The sequence below is a fragment of the Vreelandella titanicae genome, from assembly GCF_014697095.1.
GTDB lineage: Bacteria > Pseudomonadota > Gammaproteobacteria > Pseudomonadales > Halomonadaceae > Vreelandella > Vreelandella titanicae.
The window spans coordinates 2,244,933-2,260,545 of record NZ_CP059082.1 but is presented as its reverse complement, the minus strand read 5'-3'; the positions used below and the strand labels follow the sequence as shown (position 1 = coordinate 2,260,545).

Below are 15,613 nucleotides of genomic sequence, written 5' to 3'. Positions count from 1 at the left end.
TACGGTTGTGAAGCATGGTACCCCATGGGCTTCATCATGCCCAAGCATCACATGCACAATTTATAATAGATCGTTCACACAAGCGAAACATGTGTCTATAAACGCTTATCTATAAACGCGCCTCTATAAACACAACCGTGCCGACCTACTCAGGTCGGCACGGCTTTGAGTCGGCAAACAAGCTCTATTGGGCTAAACAGCCTATCGCGTTGTCGCCATTATTGGTTGGCGCGATGCTCAATCAGCTCATCGACCACCGACGGGTCGGCCAGCGTACTGGTATCACCCAAACCATCACACTCATTGGCGGCAATCTTGCGCAAAATGCGGCGCATGATTTTACCCGAGCGGGTTTTCGGCAAACCTGGCGCCCACTGGATGACATCCGGCGAAGCAATCGGGCCAATATCTTTGCGCACCCACTGGGTCAGCTCTTTTTTGAGTTCGTCTGTCGCCTCGATACCGTCACTCAGGGTGACATAGATATAGATGCCTTGTCCCTTAATATCGTGCGGGAAACCAACAACGGCTGCTTCTGCAACGGCGCTGTGCGCTACCAGAGAGGACTCTATCTCGGCGGTGCCCATGCGGTGACCCGAAACGTTCAGCACGTCGTCCACACGCCCGGTGATCCAGTAGTAGCCATCCTCATCGCGGCGACAGCCGTCACCCGTGAAGTACATACCGTCGTAGGTCGAGAAATAAGTCTGAACATAGCGCTCGTGGTCACCCCAAATAGAGCGCGCCTGTCCCGGCCAGGCGTCAAGGATCACCAGGTTGCCTTCAGTGGCGCCTTCCAGTTGATTGCCTTCGTTATCGACCAGCGCGGGCTTCACACCGAAGAACGGTACGGTCGCAGAGCCAGGTTTAAGCGGCGTAGCGCCCGGCAGCGGCGCAATCATGATGCCGCCGGTTTCGGTTTGCCACCAGGTATCCACAATCGGGCATTTTTCGTTGCCGATAACGCGGTAGAACCACTCCCAGGCTTCCGGGTTAATCGGTTCGCCCACGGAGCCCAACAGCCGCAGGCTATCGCGCTTGCTGGAGTCCATGACGTTTTCGCCATGGGCCATCAGAGCACGCACCGCGGTGGGCGCAGTATAGAGAATATTAACGTTGTGCTTATCAACGATATCACCCATACGGCCATGGGTGGGATAGCTGGGAACACCCTCAAACATCAGGGTAGTCGCACCGTTGGCCAAGGGGCCATAAACGATATAGCTGTGCCCGGTAACCCAGCCAACGTCCGCGGTGCACCAGTAGATTTCACCCTCTTGATAGTCAAACACGTACTGGTGGGTCATGGCGGCGTAGGTCAGGTAGCCGCCGGTGGTGTGCTTCAAGCCTTTAGGCGCACCGGTAGAACCCGAGGTGTAGAGAATGAATAGCGGGTCTTCGGCGCCCATGGCTTCCGGTTCACACTCGTTGGACTGCTTGTCGACCAGCTCGTCCAACCAGACATCGCGACCCTCTTTCCACTCGATCTCACCGCCGGTGCGCTTCACCACCAGGACGTTTTTGCACACATCAGTGCCGTCACGGGTCAGCGCGGCGTCCACGTTCTCTTTCAGCGGTACGTGCTTACCACCGCGCACCGACTCATCAGCGGTAATCACCAGCTTGGAGTCGGCGCCAATAACCCGCTGGGCAACGGCGTCCGGCGAGAAGCCACCAAAGACAACCGAGTGAACGGCCCCGATGCGCGAACAGGCCAACATAGCCATGGCGGCTTCGGGAATCATCGGCATATACAGCGTAACGGTATCGCCTTTACCGATACCCAGCTCTTTCAGCGCGTTGGCTAGCTGGTTCGTGCGTGCATAGAGTTCGCGATAAGTAATGTGTTTGGACTCATCGGGGTTGTCGCCTTCCCAAATGATCGCTGTCTGGTCACCGCGCTTATCCAGATGGCGGTCAAGGCAGTTGGCGCTGACGTTAAGCAGGCCATCCTCAAACCAACGAATATCGACATTGTCACGCGCAAAGGAGGTGTTTTTGATTTTGCTGGGCGCTTTAATCCAGTCGAGGCGTTTGGCTTGCTCAGCCCAGAAGCCTTCCGGGTCGTCTATCGACTGCTGATACATGGCCTCATATTTGGCTTTATCGGCCCAGGCATTGGCGGCGAAATCGTCGCGCACCGGATAGACCTTCTGTTGATCGCTCATAAAATTGCCTCTGTCCGTGAAAATGCACTCTCTAAGAAACTGTAGTCGATACGATTATTTATGGGCTTATTGACCATTATCGGGCGTATCGGCTGCCATTAATGTTCCCCTAGCATAAACCTCCTCGCGCAGGCTTCCCTTTAGACATTGGTATTATCATTTTTTATTTAAAAAACAAACATTTATAAACAAATCACGAGACGACTTCCGGCCTGTAGACCAAGGTCTTAGCGCAGTGTCGGCAACGATAATGACGCCCGTTTACCACTAAAGCATGACGTCTTGGGGTAAATTGATGAAAGCGGCAATCGCATTGGTAACGATAAGGTGCGGACTGCGCCTGCTTAATATCAAACCGATGGGTAACACTGGGAACTAAACCAAAAAGGTCGCGCATGACCGTTTTCCACTCGCGGCCGTGGGGTTTTAAACGCGGGCCGTTGTCCAAATGAAACACCAGCCAGTGAGCCATTTCGTGGGGAATCACCTCATCAAAAAACGCCGTGCGGTTCTCTCTCAGTAACACCGGGTTCAAGCGTAACCCGCCGTGGCCAAGATGCGCCTGGCCGGCCGAAGCGCCGCGCAGGTTAAACCACACATTTGGGGCTGGCAGCGCTGGGCACACTTCACAGCAGCGCTGCCACGCTTGTTCGACGCGAACTCGCGCGGCCTGATGCAACTCTGTTTCCGACATAGCCGCCAATTCAGTGGCAGGCCAAGGAGGCAGTGGTGACGTCTTCATTAGTGATAAACTAGCCGTTATAGGTAACCATTGATGAACGTTTGTATTAACGAGGCTTTACTCATGGCAGAGCGCAGCGATACGCCTGAAACGAACACGCCACCGCAGCCACTGCTCGAGGATGAGCAGTTGGATAGACTGGACGATTTCCTCGACTCGGATCAAGTCGATGAAGACGCCCTGGATCTTATTTCCGCCCATGGCTTTTTAGTGGCCCTTGCCGTGGCACCCAGCGAAGTACCGGCGACCCAGTGGCTGACTGAGCTGTTTCAGGGTGAGCCTCGCTACGCCGATGACGCCGAGCGTGATGAGATTATTACCCTGCTCACACTGTTACGCGACAACGCGGTGGCGATACTCGAGCAAGGCGGCTTACCGGAACTGCCGTTTGAGCTAACCCTGGGAGGAGAACCCGCCGAGGAAACCCCCATAGGCGACTGGTGTGCGGGCTTTATGGAAGGCGTCTTCAGCGACGAGAGCGCTTGGTTCCAGGACGATGAAGAGGCCGCCGCCGCCCTGCTGCTACCGTTTATGCTGCTCTCTGGACTGTTCGACGATGAGCCGGACTTGGCCGAGCTGGCTAAAGATCAAGAACGCCAGGAGTCGCTGGTAGTGCAGTTGCCGGAACTGGTTTTGGATCTTTACCTGCATTACCGCGTGCCACCGGAAACGCCCAAACCCAAACCGCGTAAAAAAACGCCTGCAAAAGGTAAAAAGCGCTAGGTGCTTAGGCTAAATACTTAGCGTAGACACTATTTAAGCCGCGTTACCATGGCATCCAGCACGCCATAGATCCACTCACGGGCGCGCTGCCTCCAGGGGCGCGCCGCCCAAGCCGCGGCGTCTACCTCCTGGCTGGCGGCAAAGTTTCGCTCGAACAGTTCGCGCACGTCCGCCGCGAGCTTCGGATCCATTGCTTCCTGGTTTGCCTCTAGGTTCCAGTGCAGATTCCAGTGGTCAAAGTTACACGAACCAATGCTCACCCACTCATCGGCGAGCACAAATTTGGCGTGGATAAAGGTCGGCTGAAACTCAAAAATGCGCACCCCAGCCTTGAGCATGGTGTGATAAAAGCGCTGACCGGCAAAGCGAACGCTGGGATGATCATGCTTTGCCCCCGGTAGCAGTAAGCGTACGTCTATCCCTCTGCGAGCCGCCCGAACCAAACGCCGACGCAAGGCAAAGGTGGGCACAAAATAGGGTGTGCATAACCAGAGTCGTTCATTTACCTGGCTGACCCGATAATGCAATGAGTGGCGAATCGCTTGATAACGATAGCCACGCGCCGACATCGCCCGCCCAGGCACGCCATTGGCAAGCGCCTGAGGCTCACGACGCTCAGGGAGAGCCGCCGCGCGTCTATCGCCCTTCTCGACGCGGGTCAGCCGCGAATGCCATAGGCGCCGAAACAGCAGTTCCCAATCGGCCACCACCGGCCCTTCAATACGCAGGGCAATTTCGTACCAGGCATTCAAAAACTCATCCACCGCGCCAAAGCCACCGGTGAACGCCAGCTCGCCGTCAATAACCATTATTTTGCGATGGTCACGGCTCAGGTTCAGCGCTAAAGAGTGGAAACCGATGGGGTTAAAAAAGCGCAGCTGAACATCGCCCTGCTTCAGGCGCTGGCGATCACTCCCGGAGAGGCCCATCGAGCCATAGCCATCCAGCAGTAAACAGACGCGAACACCGCGCTGCGCTGCATCAGTCAATACCTCAATAACTTGATCTGCAAGCTCCCCTGATTCCATCAAGTAGAGCTCTACCAGCACATAGTGCCGCGCATTATGCACCGCTTCAAACATAGCGGGCAGAAAGCGTGAGGCCTCCGGCAGCAGCGTAAATCGATTACCTTCTCGCCACGCGTTCTGCATGGGTGCTCCTTGCTTAGCCACTGATAAGTACACTAACGAGCTACCGTGCTAATGAGCGATGTACATACAGATCGTAGCGGCTGGTTTTACCCTCAAGGGTATGTTGCGGCACTGGCCCCGCAATAGGCGGCGCCTTACGGGGGCGCTTAACCACCACGCGATGAGTGGCCACATCCAACGCCGCTTCTAGTAATCGCGGGGCATCGTTATCATCACCAGCCAACTCGCGGAACAGACGCATCTCTTTTTTCACCAACGCTGATTTCTCACGATGGGGAAACATCGGATCCAGGTGTATCACCTGCGGTGAAAAGTGAGCACTGGCAACCAATTCAGCCAGGGATTGAGCCGCATCCCCATGACGCAGTGTCATGCGGGCAACAATATCCACTGTATCGCTATGCCTGGAGGCACGTTTCAGGCCATCCTCCAGCAGCGCTGCAATCGCTGCAACCCGCTCAATTAACAACACCTGGGCACCTAGGCTGGCCAATACAAACGCATCCCGCCCCAACCCTGCCGTAGCATCAACGATGCAGGGCGTCACGCCCTTGGAAAGCCCACAGGCCTTTGCGACCAGCTGACCACGCCCACCACCAAAGCGGCGCCGATGGGCCGCTTTGCCCGCCACAAAATCAACCCTGAGCGGCTTGCCGTAGCGTTTTTCATCACCGACCAGCGCCAACCCCTCATCGCCCTGCACCAAGCGCAGGCCGTCAGGCAGAACGATGCTCTCAACATCGGCCTCAACATCGCTCATGCGGGCTTTTTCCAGGCAACGTCGTTGCGCAGATAAACCGGCTGAACCAAGTGCGCGGCCTGCCCCAACCCAGCGGCAAAATCACGCGCCGCCAGCCACGCCATCTCTTCGGCGCGGGGCTCTAAATCATCCAAATGTTGGGGCATGCTGAGCTGTACATCGACAGTGAAGCGCTCCCACAGCGTAAAGCCGCTGCCTACACCTACCCAGTCGGTTTCGTCGCCTGGCAGGCGAAGTGCTTCAGGGGCCAGCACCGCCTCGGCGCTCATCGGTGTGATGGTATCTTTAAGGCAGTGCCACGTCGCGGCGTATACCTCGCCCATGCGGGCATCTAAGGCAGTCACCATGTGGCGGAGGTGATAGCGACGATGGGCCTGAAGGGCCAGCGCCTCCAAAGTAGACACCCCCAGCAACGGGCAATCCAAACCAAACGCCAACCCCTGGGCTGCCCCCGCCGCGATACGCAGTCCGGTAAACGAACCCGGCCCTCGGCCAAACGCTACGGCATCAAGCTGGGAAGGGGTTACCTGCGCTTCGGCAAGCACTTCGTCCACCATAGGTAACAACCGACGGGTATGGGCGCGAGGCGTCATCTCGAAGCGCGCCAGGCACTCAGTGCCCGAATCACCCTGGCGCAGTAAGGCTGCAGAGCAGGCGCTTGAAGAGGCGTCCAGGGCAAGCAGATGTAACGGCATAGCAAGTGGCCACTCGAAAGAAAGGTTGCGGCATTATACCTTTGTCACACCAATACGACGATGACCCGCATTAGGCGGGCCATCGGCAAAGGCGTAAAATCAGCTAAGGATTATTATCAGTTGGGGGCTCTTATCAGCTAAGGGCTTCTTTAACCTGGCGGGTAATATCCGTCACACTGCCAACGCCTTCAATGCGATGGTACTGGGGCGCGCTCTGGGGATCCTGTTTGGCCCACTGCTGATAGTAATCGACCAGCGGGGCCGTTTGATCGTGGTAAACGGATAGGCGATTACGCACCGTGGACTCTTGATCGTCTTCACGCTGAATAAGCGTTTCACCGGTCACATCATCTTTGCCTGGTTCTTTGGGCGGATTGTGCTCAACGTGATAAACCCGGCCCGATGCCTGATGCACACGGCGTCCCGCCAAGCGACTAACGATCTCTTCATCGGGTACGGCAATTTCCACCACGTGATCCAGCTTAACGCCGCCCTCTTTCATGGCGTCGGCCTGGGGGATCGTGCGTGGGAAACCATCGAACAGAAAGCCGTTCTCGCAGTCGGGCTGACTGATGCGCTCTTTGACCAAGTCAATGATGATGTCATCAGACACCAGGCCACCACTGTTCATGATCTCTTTTACTTTCAAGCCCAGCTCTGTGCCATCTTTAATGGCCGTGCGCAGCATATCCCCGGTGGAAATCTGAGGAATCTTAAATTGCTCACAAATAAACTGAGCTTGAGTCCCCTTCCCCGCGCCGGGGGCACCCAACAGGATTAAACGCATGGCACTGCTCCTTGAAGTTCTTGGTATGAAAAAAGAGTTCGAAAAATGAGTATGTGAATTCTGTTAACTGACAATAACCGCGCCTCTCAAGCGACACAACTCCCCAAAAGCCTGAGAAACCCGCTTTTATTTCAATTTTTTTAAATTAAAACAGCCAAATGCCCTAAATCTACCACTTTGGTCGCCCTGCTAGAGGTTTAGGCAGCATTTACGTTTAGGAAACCTCTGATTAACTAGAGCGCTCGACCATACGGCGTTAAAAATCGCCTCGTGCGCGAGTCCGATCAAAATGCTCATTTACACCCCGTAAATTCGCGCGCGAATCCGATCCTTTTTTCGTTGATTTTTGCCTTGCCTGACCTTCGCTCATTACGTTAATCAGAGGCTCCTAGTAAACACAAGCGGCGCCCCTAGGGGCGCCGCTTGTGAAAGCACATCGCTACCAATTACAGCAGTAAGCGACGAATGTCGGTCAGCACATCGGCCAGGAAGGCAGTAAAGCGTGCCGCATCAGCGCCGTTGATCGCACGGTGATCGTAGGAGAGCGACAGCGGCATCATCAGGCGCGGCTGGAAGGCGCTGCCATCCCAAACCGGCTTCATCTGCGCTTTGGACACGCCCAGAATAGCCACTTCCGGCGCGTTAACGATCGGTGTAAACGCCGTGCCACCAATCGAACCGAGGCTCGAAATGGTGAAGCAGCCACCGGTCATCTCGTCGCGCTTGAGCTTTTTGGTCTGGGCTTTCTTGCCTAGCTCCGCCATCTCCTTGGCAATCTCGATCAAGGATTTGTTATCGGCGTTGCGCACTACTGGCACCATCAGACCGTCAGGCGTATCCACGGCAATACCGATATGGACGTAGTTCTTCCATACCAGGGTTTCACCGTCACCCTTCAGACTGACATTGAACTGCGGGAATTTACGCAGCGCAAAGGCACAGGCTTTGACCATAAACGGCAGCGGCGTTAGCTTGGCGCCCTGGGCTTCCGCTTCCGCCTTCATCGCCTTGCGGAAAGCTTCCAGCTCGGTGATGTCCGCTTCGTCGAATTGCGTAACGTGGGGCACATTGAGCCAGCTACGATGCAGGTTGGTCGCGCCCATCTTGAGCAGACGCCCCATCGGCTTCTCTTCCACTTCACCAAACTGGCTGAAGTCGACTTCCGGAATGGGCGGAATACCCGCGCCGCCAGTAGCCGCGGCTGCCGCACCTGGCTGGGCTTTACCCTGATTGGCAATCGCCTGCTTCACGTAGGACTGTACGTCCTCTTTGAGCACGCGATCTTTCGGGCCGCTGGGTTTAACGAGTCCCAAGTCGACGCCTAGTTCACGAGCCAGCATGCGTACCGCAGGGCCGGCGTGCACCAGCTTGCCATCCCGGGGCTTATGGGCAGCCATCTGTGCTTCCGGGCTGGGGGTACCGGCCGGAGATTCAGACGGTTTAGCGCTGTCCTTGCTGTCACTGCTCTGCGAGGCTTTTTCTGGTGCGGCCTTTTTCGGTGCCGCTTTTTTGGCACCCGCCACTTCCATATAGCCGATCACATCGCCTTCAGAGACGGTGTCGCCCTCTTTAACGGTCAGCTCAAGAAGCTTGCCTTTGTAGGGGCTGGGCACGTCCATAGAGGCTTTATCAGACTCTAGGGTGATCAACGGGTCTTCTTCGTTGACTTCGTCACCTGCCGCTACGCCGATCTCGATAATCGGCACATCAGAGGAGCCAGAAAGATCCGGTACGCGAATTTCTTTGCGCTCCGGCTCGCCGCTAGCGGCCTCTTCCTGATCATCTTCAGCCGTTTCTTCCGGCTCGCTACTGGCTTGGCTAGAGGACGGTTCTGGAGAAGAGCTCTCTTCCGATGCGTCTTCGCTGTCGCCGCCTTCGCCGACGATCTCCATCTGACCGATCACATCGCCTTCCGAGACCGTGTCGCCCTCTTTCACGGTAAAACTGACGATCTTACCGCTGTGGGGGCTGGGCACGTCCATGGAGGCTTTGTCAGACTCCAACGTGATCAAGGTGTCTTCGGCCTCAACCTCATCGCCTTCGCTGACCGCGACTTCGATAATTTCGACGCTGTCCGAGCCGCCGAGATCGGGCACTTTGATATCCACCGTCTGCTTACCGCCGGCTGACTTTTTAGCCGCGGGCGTCTGCTCTTGAGACGGCTCTTTGGGTTTCTCTTGCTTCGCTGGGGCCTCTTCAGGCTGGCTGTCAGACGAGCTCTCTTGCTTCTTCTCTTGCTGCTCGTCGCCACCACCTTCGACTTCCAGCTCAACGATATCGTCCCCTTCCGAGACGCTATCGCCTTCTTTGACCAGCACTTTGAGTACCTTGCCGCCTTTCGGGGCCGGTACGTCCATGCTGGCTTTGTCGGATTCCAGCGTGATTAGGGTGTCTTCCGCTTCAATGACATCGCCTTCTGACACCGCAATCTCGATGATTTCGACATCGGTATCGCCACCGATATCGGGAACTTTGATGATTTCGCTACTCAAGGTCGCGCTCCTTCCAAATCGGATCGAGCCGGTGGGCCACCGCCCACCGGTCAGCGGTTTAGCTAGTCAGCGGGTTAGGCTTATGGGCATCAATGCCGTACTTCTTAAGCGCTTCACCAACCTGCTTGCGATCAATCTCGCCACGCTCAGCCAGCGCACGTAGCGCCGCCACGGTCACGAAGTAGCGATCTACTTCGAAGAAGTAGCGCAGCTTCTCGCGGGTGTCTGAACGGCCAAAGCCATCGGTACCCAGTACAGTGTAGTCACCCGGTACCCAGGCGCGCACTTGATCGGCATACAGCTTCATGTAGTCGGTCGACGCGATTACAGGGCCGTCGCGCCCTTCCAGGCACTGTGTGACGTGAGGCTTGTTGGCCTCGGCGTCTGGGTTCAGGAAGGCTTCACGATCCAGCAGCAGCGCTTCACGACGCAGCTCGTTAAAGCTGGTCACGCTCCAGATGTCGGCGCCGATGCCCCAATCGTTCTCAAGCAACTCAGCGGCAGCTTCCACTTCGCGCAGAATGGTGCCAGAGCCCAGCAGTTGAACGCGGCCCTTGTCACCCTTGGTTTCGCGCAGTAGGTACATGCCTTTAACGATATCGTCGGCGGGCACGTTTTCCAGCGCAGGGTGCTCGTAGTTCTCGTTCATCACCGTCAGGTAGTAGAAGCAGTTCTCCTTGTCGGTGAACATGCGCTTCAGGCCATCCTGCAGAATCACGGCGACTTCATGGGCGTAGGTCGGGTCGTAGCTGCGGCAGTTGGGGATGGTGGAGGCCTGAATCAGGCTGTGGCCATCCTGGTGCTGCAGGCCTTCGCCGTTGAGCGTGGTGCGCCCGGCGGTGCCGCCGACCATAAAGCCACGGGCTTGCAGGTCACCCGCCGCCCAGGCCAGATCGCCGATACGCTGGAAGCCAAACATCGAGTAGTAGATGTAGAACGGCAGCAGCGTGACGTTGTTGTTGCTGTAGGAGGTCGCCGCGGCGATCCAGGCCGACATGGCGCCTGCTTCGGTAATGCCCTCTTCGAGAATCTGACCTTTCTGATCCTCGCGGTAGAACATGATCTGGCCTTTATCCACCGGCTCGTACTTCTGACCTTCCGAGGTGTAGATACCCAACTGACGGAACATGCCTTCCATACCGAAGGTACGTGCTTCGTCAGGGATAATCGGCACCACCTTCTTGCCCAGCGTCTTATCTTTGACCAGGCCGTTAAGCACCCGCACAAACGCCATGGTGGTCGAGACTTCACGCCCTTTCGAGCCGCCCATTTGCGAGGCAAAGGTCTTGTCTTCGAGGCTGGGGATTTCCAGCGCCTCGAAGTCGCTTTGACGGCTGGGTAGGTAGCCGCCCAGACGCTCGCGCTGCAGGTGCATGTACTTGAGCTCGGGAGAGTCGTCTTCCGGCTTGTAGTACGGCACGTCTTTGAGCTGCTCGTCGGTTAACGGAATACCGAAGCGGTCGCGGAAGGTCTTGAGCGCTTCATACTCCATGCTCTTGACCTGGTGCGCTTCGTTGGCCGCTTCGCCATCACCGCTACCCATACCGTAACCTTTAACGGTGTGCGCCAGGATGACCGTGGGCTTGCCGTTGGAGGTGTTAACCGCCTCGTTATACGCCGCGTAAACCTTGAACGGATCGTGGCCACCGCGGTTGAGCTTCCAGATATCTTCGTCGGAGAGGTCTTTGACCATCGCCTCGGTTTCTGGATATTTGCCAAAGAAGTGCTCACGGGTGTAAGCGCCGCCGTTGGCTTTGTAGTTCTGGTACTCGCCGTCGACCGCTTCGTCCATGCGTTTCTGAAGGATGCCTTTCTTATCCTTCTCGAACAGCGGATCCCAGTGACGCCCCCAGACGACCTTGATCACGTTCCAGCCCGCACCACGGAAGACGCCTTCGAACTCGTCCATCACCCGCGAGTTGCCGCGCACAGGGCCGTCAAGGCGCTGCAGGTTACAGTTGATGACGAAGATCAGGTTGTCGAGGTTTTCGCGACCAGCCAGTGAAATGGCGCCCAGGGATTCCGGCTCGTCACACTCGCCGTCGCCCATGAAGCACCAGATCTTGCGGTCATACATATCCTTCAGCTCACGGTGATGCAGGTACTTCATCACGTGCGCTTGATAGATAGCCTGAATCGGGCCCAGCCCCATGGAGACCGTGGGGAACTGCCAGTAGTCCGGCATTAACCACGGGTGCGGGTAGGACGAGAGACCATCGCCATCGACTTCCTGGCGGAACCTGTCCATCTGCTCTTCCGATAGACGCCCTTCCAAATAGGAACGTGCGTAGATGCCCGGTGCTACGTGGCCCTGAATATAAATCAGGTCACCGGCAAAATCGCCCTGAGGCGCGCGGAAGAAGTGGTTAAAGCCCACGTCATACAGGGTAGCCGAGGACATAAAACTAGCAATGTGGCCACCCAGGCCCGGCTTGGCGCGGTTATTACGAATCACCTGGGCAATGGCGTTGTAACGGATCAAGGAGCGGATACGGCGCTCCATGAACAGGTCACCAGGCATCGGTGCTTCGCGGTGAACCGGGATCGTATTACGGTGCGGGGTCGTCACCGAGAAGGGCACCTTCATGCCGTCCCGGCGCAGGCGATCCGCCAGGCGGGTCATCAGGTAGCGGGCACGATCTTCGCCCTCACGATCCAATACCGATTCCAGGGAATCAATCCATTCCGTGGTTTCGATCGGATCGAGATCTTCTCTTGTCTCCAGACTCATAGAGGTCTCTCCGAATGACGATAAATGACAAAAATCCCCGCTACCCTGAAGGGCCTGGGGCGGCGGCGTGGCACTACACCACGCGCCAACATTCAGCCGGTGATTAAACGCCGGATAGGGGTTTTAGCTCTACATTCAACAAGCTACGTAACTATTGATGTAGTAAAGCTACACAATTCTCTTAGAAGTTAGCCTTTTGTATAGGCGAAGATACCTCAAAGTCGCCACGCTGCCAATTCCGTCGCAGCGGAAAAGCCTATCGAAAACAAACTATTGCACTGCAACATAAGCAATTCATAGAGCATTTGCCATTGCGACCAAATAGTCATCCGATGTAATTAAACTACCGTTTTATTGCGTTATTAGTGAAATACTTAGCACACGGGGGAAAACGTAATCGAACCGCTAACGCTCAACACGCGATGTCAGCAGTTGCTGGAAATACGCCCAATCAAACGCCGGACCAGGATCCGTTTTGCGCAGCGGCGCCACATGGGCATGGCTGGTAATACGACTGCTATCTAGCTGAGGGTTGCGCGCCATTAGCCACACCACTGCTTCCACCAGAGTGTCATACTGTGCTTTGCGATAGGGGGTAACGTCATCCCCTTCAAGTTCAATCCCCACCGAGAAATCGTTGAGCGCCTTTCGCCAGCTTAGCTGGCGAGCATCCCACCAGTTGGAGCGCCCAGCATGCCAAGCACGCTGATCTGTATCAACAAACTGCACGCACTCACCATCGCGACGGATAAGCAGGTGTGCGGAGACTCTTAAGTGGGCAATTTCGGCGAAAAATGGATGTTCGTCTACCGCCAATTGATTGGTAAATAGCGCTTCAATAGCATTACCACTAAACTGACCAGGCGGAAGACTGATCGCATGAATCACTAGCAACGACACCTCACCGGTGGGCCGAGGGTCACAGTTCGGTGAAACGACTTTACGCGCGCTTTCCCACCACCCGTCAAGGGGTTGTTTATTTTCCACTGGCAAGGGCTCCTTTACGTTAGCGCTTTCTTTCTCTGTTCTCTTTCACCTTCACCGCTGTTTTTCACTACAATGCCCGTCATCGAAGACGACGTTCAGGGAATCCACGGCCATGCATTATCAATCCGCTCTTGCTGAAGAAATCCGCGCCAGCGCCGCCCGCTTGCTGTCAGAAGACGTTGGCCCAGGTGATATTACCGCGCAATTGATCCCTGAACACCAGTGGGCCTGCGCCGACGTAATTACCCGTGAAACCGCAGTGCTGTGTGGCGCACCCTGGGTAGATGAGCTGTTTCGCCGCCTGGATAGTCGGGTAAGCCTGACCTGGCACGCCGCTGACGGCGATAAGCTAGAGGCTGAACAGTGTTTCTTAACCCTGGAGGGCCCCGCCCGTGTCCTGCTTACCGGCGAGCGGGCGGCGCTTAACGTATTGCAAACGCTGTCTGCCACCGCCACCGCCACCCGCGCATATGTCGACCTGATTGAAGACACCGGCGTTCGCCTGCTTGATACGCGTAAAACGCTGCCCGGCATGCGCTTGGCGCAGAAATATGCGGTCACCTGCGGCGGCGGCCACAACCACCGCATTGGCCTATGGGACGCGTTTTTGATCAAAGAGAACCATATTGCCGCCTGTGGAGGCATTCAAGCGGCGGTTGCGCAAGCGCGCAAGTTAGCCAACGACCTGCCCGTGGAAGTCGAGGTAGAAACCTTTGAAGAGCTGGATCAGGCATTGGCCGCGGGAGCTGATATTGTCATGCTCGACAATTTCGCCATCGAAGACCTGCACGTTGCCGTGGAAATTAACGGCGGCCGAGCCACCCTGGAAGCTTCAGGCAATGTGGATGCTGCCACCCTGCGGGCAATTGCCGATACCGGTGTTGACTGTATATCGAGCGGCGCACTGACCAAGGACATCGCCTCGATCGATCTTTCCATGCGCATTACCCGCAGCTATAGCGTTTGATGATTAGGTTTCGACAGCATTAAGCGATTTGGAAAGTTTATAACGCAGCAGTCGCTCCCCGCTTCGCTCGACCCACTCCTTGCCGTGGTTTTTCCAACCACGGCGCAGCAGGCGCTCATAGAGCATTGAACTCGCCTCTATCTCGATTTGCCCCTTTCCCTGCTCAAGCAGCAGCCGTTCGGCATGTACCAGCAGCGTGGTACCGATACCGCGACCGGCTAATGAGGGCCATACGTAGAGTGTTTCAACCCGCCCAGCGACTAAATCCAACTCCAGGAACCCCACGCAGCGACCATCACAGGTAGCCACTAGGGTTGTGTAGAGCGCTTGGCGCACTCCCCATGCACTGCCTTCGCGGGGCAACGCATTGGCCCACGCACGCCGCTCATCCAGCGTGTAATGCGTGGCCGCTCCCTGCATAACAGCGTGATAAAACACTTCCGCTTGGTCGGCGGCATCCCGTGCTAGCGCCGCGCGATAGGTTATTCGCGTACTGGTTGGCGCTTGCTGCTCCTCGGTATTGGTCATGCGTCACCTCTGAGCTGTTCAGCTATCATTTGATCAAGACACATTCGATCACGCCCCATTTGGTCACGCTTAAGCCATTGGCCTGCTTTATACTACTTGGATCAATTCTACGCGAATCAACCCCAGCAGAAGGCAGTGTGATGGACGATGCCCCTAACAGCGAGCACTTTACGCTGACGCCCATTGGTCATGTGGTTAGCGACTACCCCGATAAATTCGGTATTCCCCGCCAGCCGGGGCTCGCCCCCGCGGCCGATGCCCGGCTTGTACTCACTGCGCCCTACAACGACCCACTCGCGGTGCGCGGTTTGGAAGACTTCAGCCACCTGTGGCTGAGCTTTATTTTTCATCAAAGCCCTGAGCGCTGGTCGCCGCTGGTAAGGCCGCCGCGCTTGGGGGGCAATAAAAAGGTGGGGGTTTTTGCCAGTCGCAGCACCCACCGCCCTAACCGCCTGGGGCTCTCACTGGTGAGATTAGTCGGTATCGACACCCAGCACGGCGTTACGCTGCAGCTCCAGGGCTGCGATTTAGTCAGCGGCACCCCAGTGATTGATATCAAACCCTACCTGCCCTGGGCCGAATCCGAGCCTAACGCACTGGCCGGTTTCGCCCCTGAAACACCGCCACTCATGGACGTCACCTTTCATCAAGCGGCACTGGATACGCTTGCTCAGCGCCAGGACAGCGCCACACTGCTGGCATTAATTGAGCAGGTACTCAGCCAAGACCCCAGGCCCGCCTATAAACAAAAGGACAGGGATTCTGAGCGTCTTTACGGCGTACGCCTGCGCGACGTGGACGTTAAGTTTTGCCCTCGCCAAAATGGCGAAGCCACCACCTTGGAGGTGATGGCTATCGAACCTTACGCCGAGCAATAAATCT

The 15,613-nt window shown here is 56.5% G+C and carries 13 protein-coding genes; 3 read left to right on the top strand and 10 right to left on the bottom strand.

Annotated elements, in window-relative coordinates; translation table 11 throughout:
- Positions 1 to 218: 218 nt before the first annotated feature.
- Together acs and HZS52_RS10360 are read right to left on the bottom strand one after the other, a co-directional pair.
- Positions 219 to 2,168, bottom strand: a complete 1,950-nt coding sequence (gene acs / locus HZS52_RS10365; protein ID WP_190374691.1) for an acetate--CoA ligase — start codon at positions 2,166 to 2,168, stop codon at positions 219 to 221.
- A gap of 193 nt (positions 2,169 to 2,361) precedes the next feature.
- Positions 2,362 to 2,910 carry a SprT family zinc-dependent metalloprotease gene (locus HZS52_RS10360; RefSeq protein ID WP_027958146.1) on the bottom strand — a complete coding sequence of 183 codons (549 nt, stop codon included), beginning with the start codon at positions 2,908 to 2,910 and terminating at the stop codon, positions 2,362 to 2,364.
- 63 nt (positions 2,911 to 2,973) lie between these two features.
- Between HZS52_RS10360 and HZS52_RS10355 the strand changes: the two genes are divergently transcribed.
- Entirely contained in the window at positions 2,974 to 3,633 is a 660-nt protein-coding gene (locus tag HZS52_RS10355; protein WP_190374690.1) for a YecA/YgfB family protein, read from the top strand.
- A 29-nt stretch (positions 3,634 to 3,662) separates the two neighbouring features.
- Here the strand turns inward: HZS52_RS10355 and HZS52_RS10350 are convergent, their stop codons facing one another.
- The 7 genes from HZS52_RS10350 to ampD all read right to left on the bottom strand — a co-directional run bounded on the left by HZS52_RS10350 (position 3,663) and on the right by ampD (position 13,236).
- Positions 3,663 to 4,784, bottom strand: a complete 1,122-nt coding sequence (locus tag HZS52_RS10350; protein WP_027958147.1) for a phospholipase D-like domain-containing protein — start codon at positions 4,782 to 4,784, stop codon at positions 3,663 to 3,665.
- A 40-nt stretch (positions 4,785 to 4,824) separates the two neighbouring features.
- A complete protein-coding gene (locus HZS52_RS10345) occupies positions 4,825 to 5,544 on the bottom strand; it encodes a class I SAM-dependent methyltransferase (RefSeq protein WP_190374689.1) in 720 nt (239 codons plus the stop codon).
- On the bottom strand, positions 5,541 to 6,239 hold the full coding sequence (gene tsaB, locus HZS52_RS10340) for a tRNA (adenosine(37)-N6)-threonylcarbamoyltransferase complex dimerization subunit type 1 TsaB (RefSeq protein WP_190374688.1): 699 nt from the start codon (positions 6,237 to 6,239) through the stop codon (positions 5,541 to 5,543). The genes HZS52_RS10345 and tsaB overlap by 4 nt, the downstream gene beginning before the upstream one ends.
- Positions 6,240 to 6,372: 133 nt before the next feature.
- Entirely contained in the window at positions 6,373 to 7,026 is a 654-nt protein-coding gene (gene adk, locus HZS52_RS10335; RefSeq protein ID WP_009287421.1) for an adenylate kinase, read from the bottom strand.
- Positions 7,027 to 7,472: 446 nt separating this feature from the next.
- Positions 7,473 to 9,518, bottom strand: a complete 2,046-nt coding sequence (gene aceF / locus HZS52_RS10330) for a pyruvate dehydrogenase complex dihydrolipoyllysine-residue acetyltransferase (RefSeq protein WP_190374687.1) — start codon at positions 9,516 to 9,518, stop codon at positions 7,473 to 7,475.
- 58 nt (positions 9,519 to 9,576) lie between these two features.
- A complete protein-coding gene (aceE, locus tag HZS52_RS10325; protein WP_009287423.1) occupies positions 9,577 to 12,249 on the bottom strand; it encodes a pyruvate dehydrogenase (acetyl-transferring), homodimeric type in 2,673 nt (890 codons plus the stop codon).
- A gap of 405 nt (positions 12,250 to 12,654) precedes the next feature.
- On the bottom strand, positions 12,655 to 13,236 hold the full coding sequence (ampD, locus tag HZS52_RS10320) for a 1,6-anhydro-N-acetylmuramyl-L-alanine amidase AmpD (protein WP_022522123.1): 582 nt from the start codon (positions 13,234 to 13,236) through the stop codon (positions 12,655 to 12,657).
- A gap of 112 nt (positions 13,237 to 13,348) precedes the next feature.
- Here ampD and nadC point away from each other — a divergent pair, with 112 nt between their 5' ends.
- Positions 13,349 to 14,203: a carboxylating nicotinate-nucleotide diphosphorylase gene (gene nadC, locus HZS52_RS10315; RefSeq protein WP_041159389.1), complete on the top strand. Its 855-nt coding sequence runs from the start codon at positions 13,349 to 13,351 to the stop codon at positions 14,201 to 14,203.
- Between the two features lie 3 nt (positions 14,204 to 14,206).
- On the opposite strand, the gene HZS52_RS10310 is transcribed toward nadC, so the two are convergent.
- Positions 14,207 to 14,731 (bottom strand): GNAT family N-acetyltransferase, encoded by a 525-nt coding sequence (locus tag HZS52_RS10310; RefSeq protein ID WP_190374686.1) that lies wholly within the window; start codon positions 14,729 to 14,731, stop codon positions 14,207 to 14,209.
- Positions 14,732 to 14,871: 140 nt separating this feature from the next.
- Here HZS52_RS10310 and tsaA point away from each other — a divergent pair, with 140 nt between their 5' ends.
- Complete coding sequence (tsaA, locus tag HZS52_RS10305; protein ID WP_190374685.1) at positions 14,872 to 15,609, top strand: tRNA (N6-threonylcarbamoyladenosine(37)-N6)-methyltransferase TrmO; 738 nt, start codon at positions 14,872 to 14,874, stop codon at positions 15,607 to 15,609.
- Positions 15,610 to 15,613 lie beyond the last annotated feature (4 nt).

Bases quoted from the DNA above. Each gene is read 5' to 3' on its own strand.
- HZS52_RS10360 (WP_027958146.1), bottom strand. From the start codon at position 2,910: ATGAAGACGTCACCACTGCCTCCTTGGCCTGCCACTGAATTGGCGGCT.
- tsaA (WP_190374685.1), top strand. From the start codon at position 14,872: ATGGACGATGCCCCTAACAGCGAGCACTTTACGCTGACGCCCATTGGT.
- aceE (WP_009287423.1), bottom strand. From the start codon at position 12,249: ATGAGTCTGGAGACAAGAGAAGATCTCGATCCGATCGAAACCACGGAA.
- HZS52_RS10355 (WP_190374690.1), top strand. From the start codon at position 2,974: ATGGCAGAGCGCAGCGATACGCCTGAAACGAACACGCCACCGCAGCCA.
- tsaB (WP_190374688.1), bottom strand. From the start codon at position 6,239: ATGCCGTTACATCTGCTTGCCCTGGACGCCTCTTCAAGCGCCTGCTCT.
- nadC (WP_041159389.1), top strand. From the start codon at position 13,349: ATGCATTATCAATCCGCTCTTGCTGAAGAAATCCGCGCCAGCGCCGCC.
- HZS52_RS10350 (WP_027958147.1), bottom strand. From the start codon at position 4,784: ATGCAGAACGCGTGGCGAGAAGGTAATCGATTTACGCTGCTGCCGGAG.
- adk (WP_009287421.1), bottom strand. From the start codon at position 7,026: ATGCGTTTAATCCTGTTGGGTGCCCCCGGCGCGGGGAAGGGGACTCAA.
- acs (WP_190374691.1), bottom strand. From the start codon at position 2,168: ATGAGCGATCAACAGAAGGTCTATCCGGTGCGCGACGATTTCGCCGCC.
- HZS52_RS10310 (WP_190374686.1), bottom strand. From the start codon at position 14,731: ATGACCAATACCGAGGAGCAGCAAGCGCCAACCAGTACGCGAATAACC.
- HZS52_RS10345 (WP_190374689.1), bottom strand. From the start codon at position 5,544: ATGAGCGATGTTGAGGCCGATGTTGAGAGCATCGTTCTGCCTGACGGC.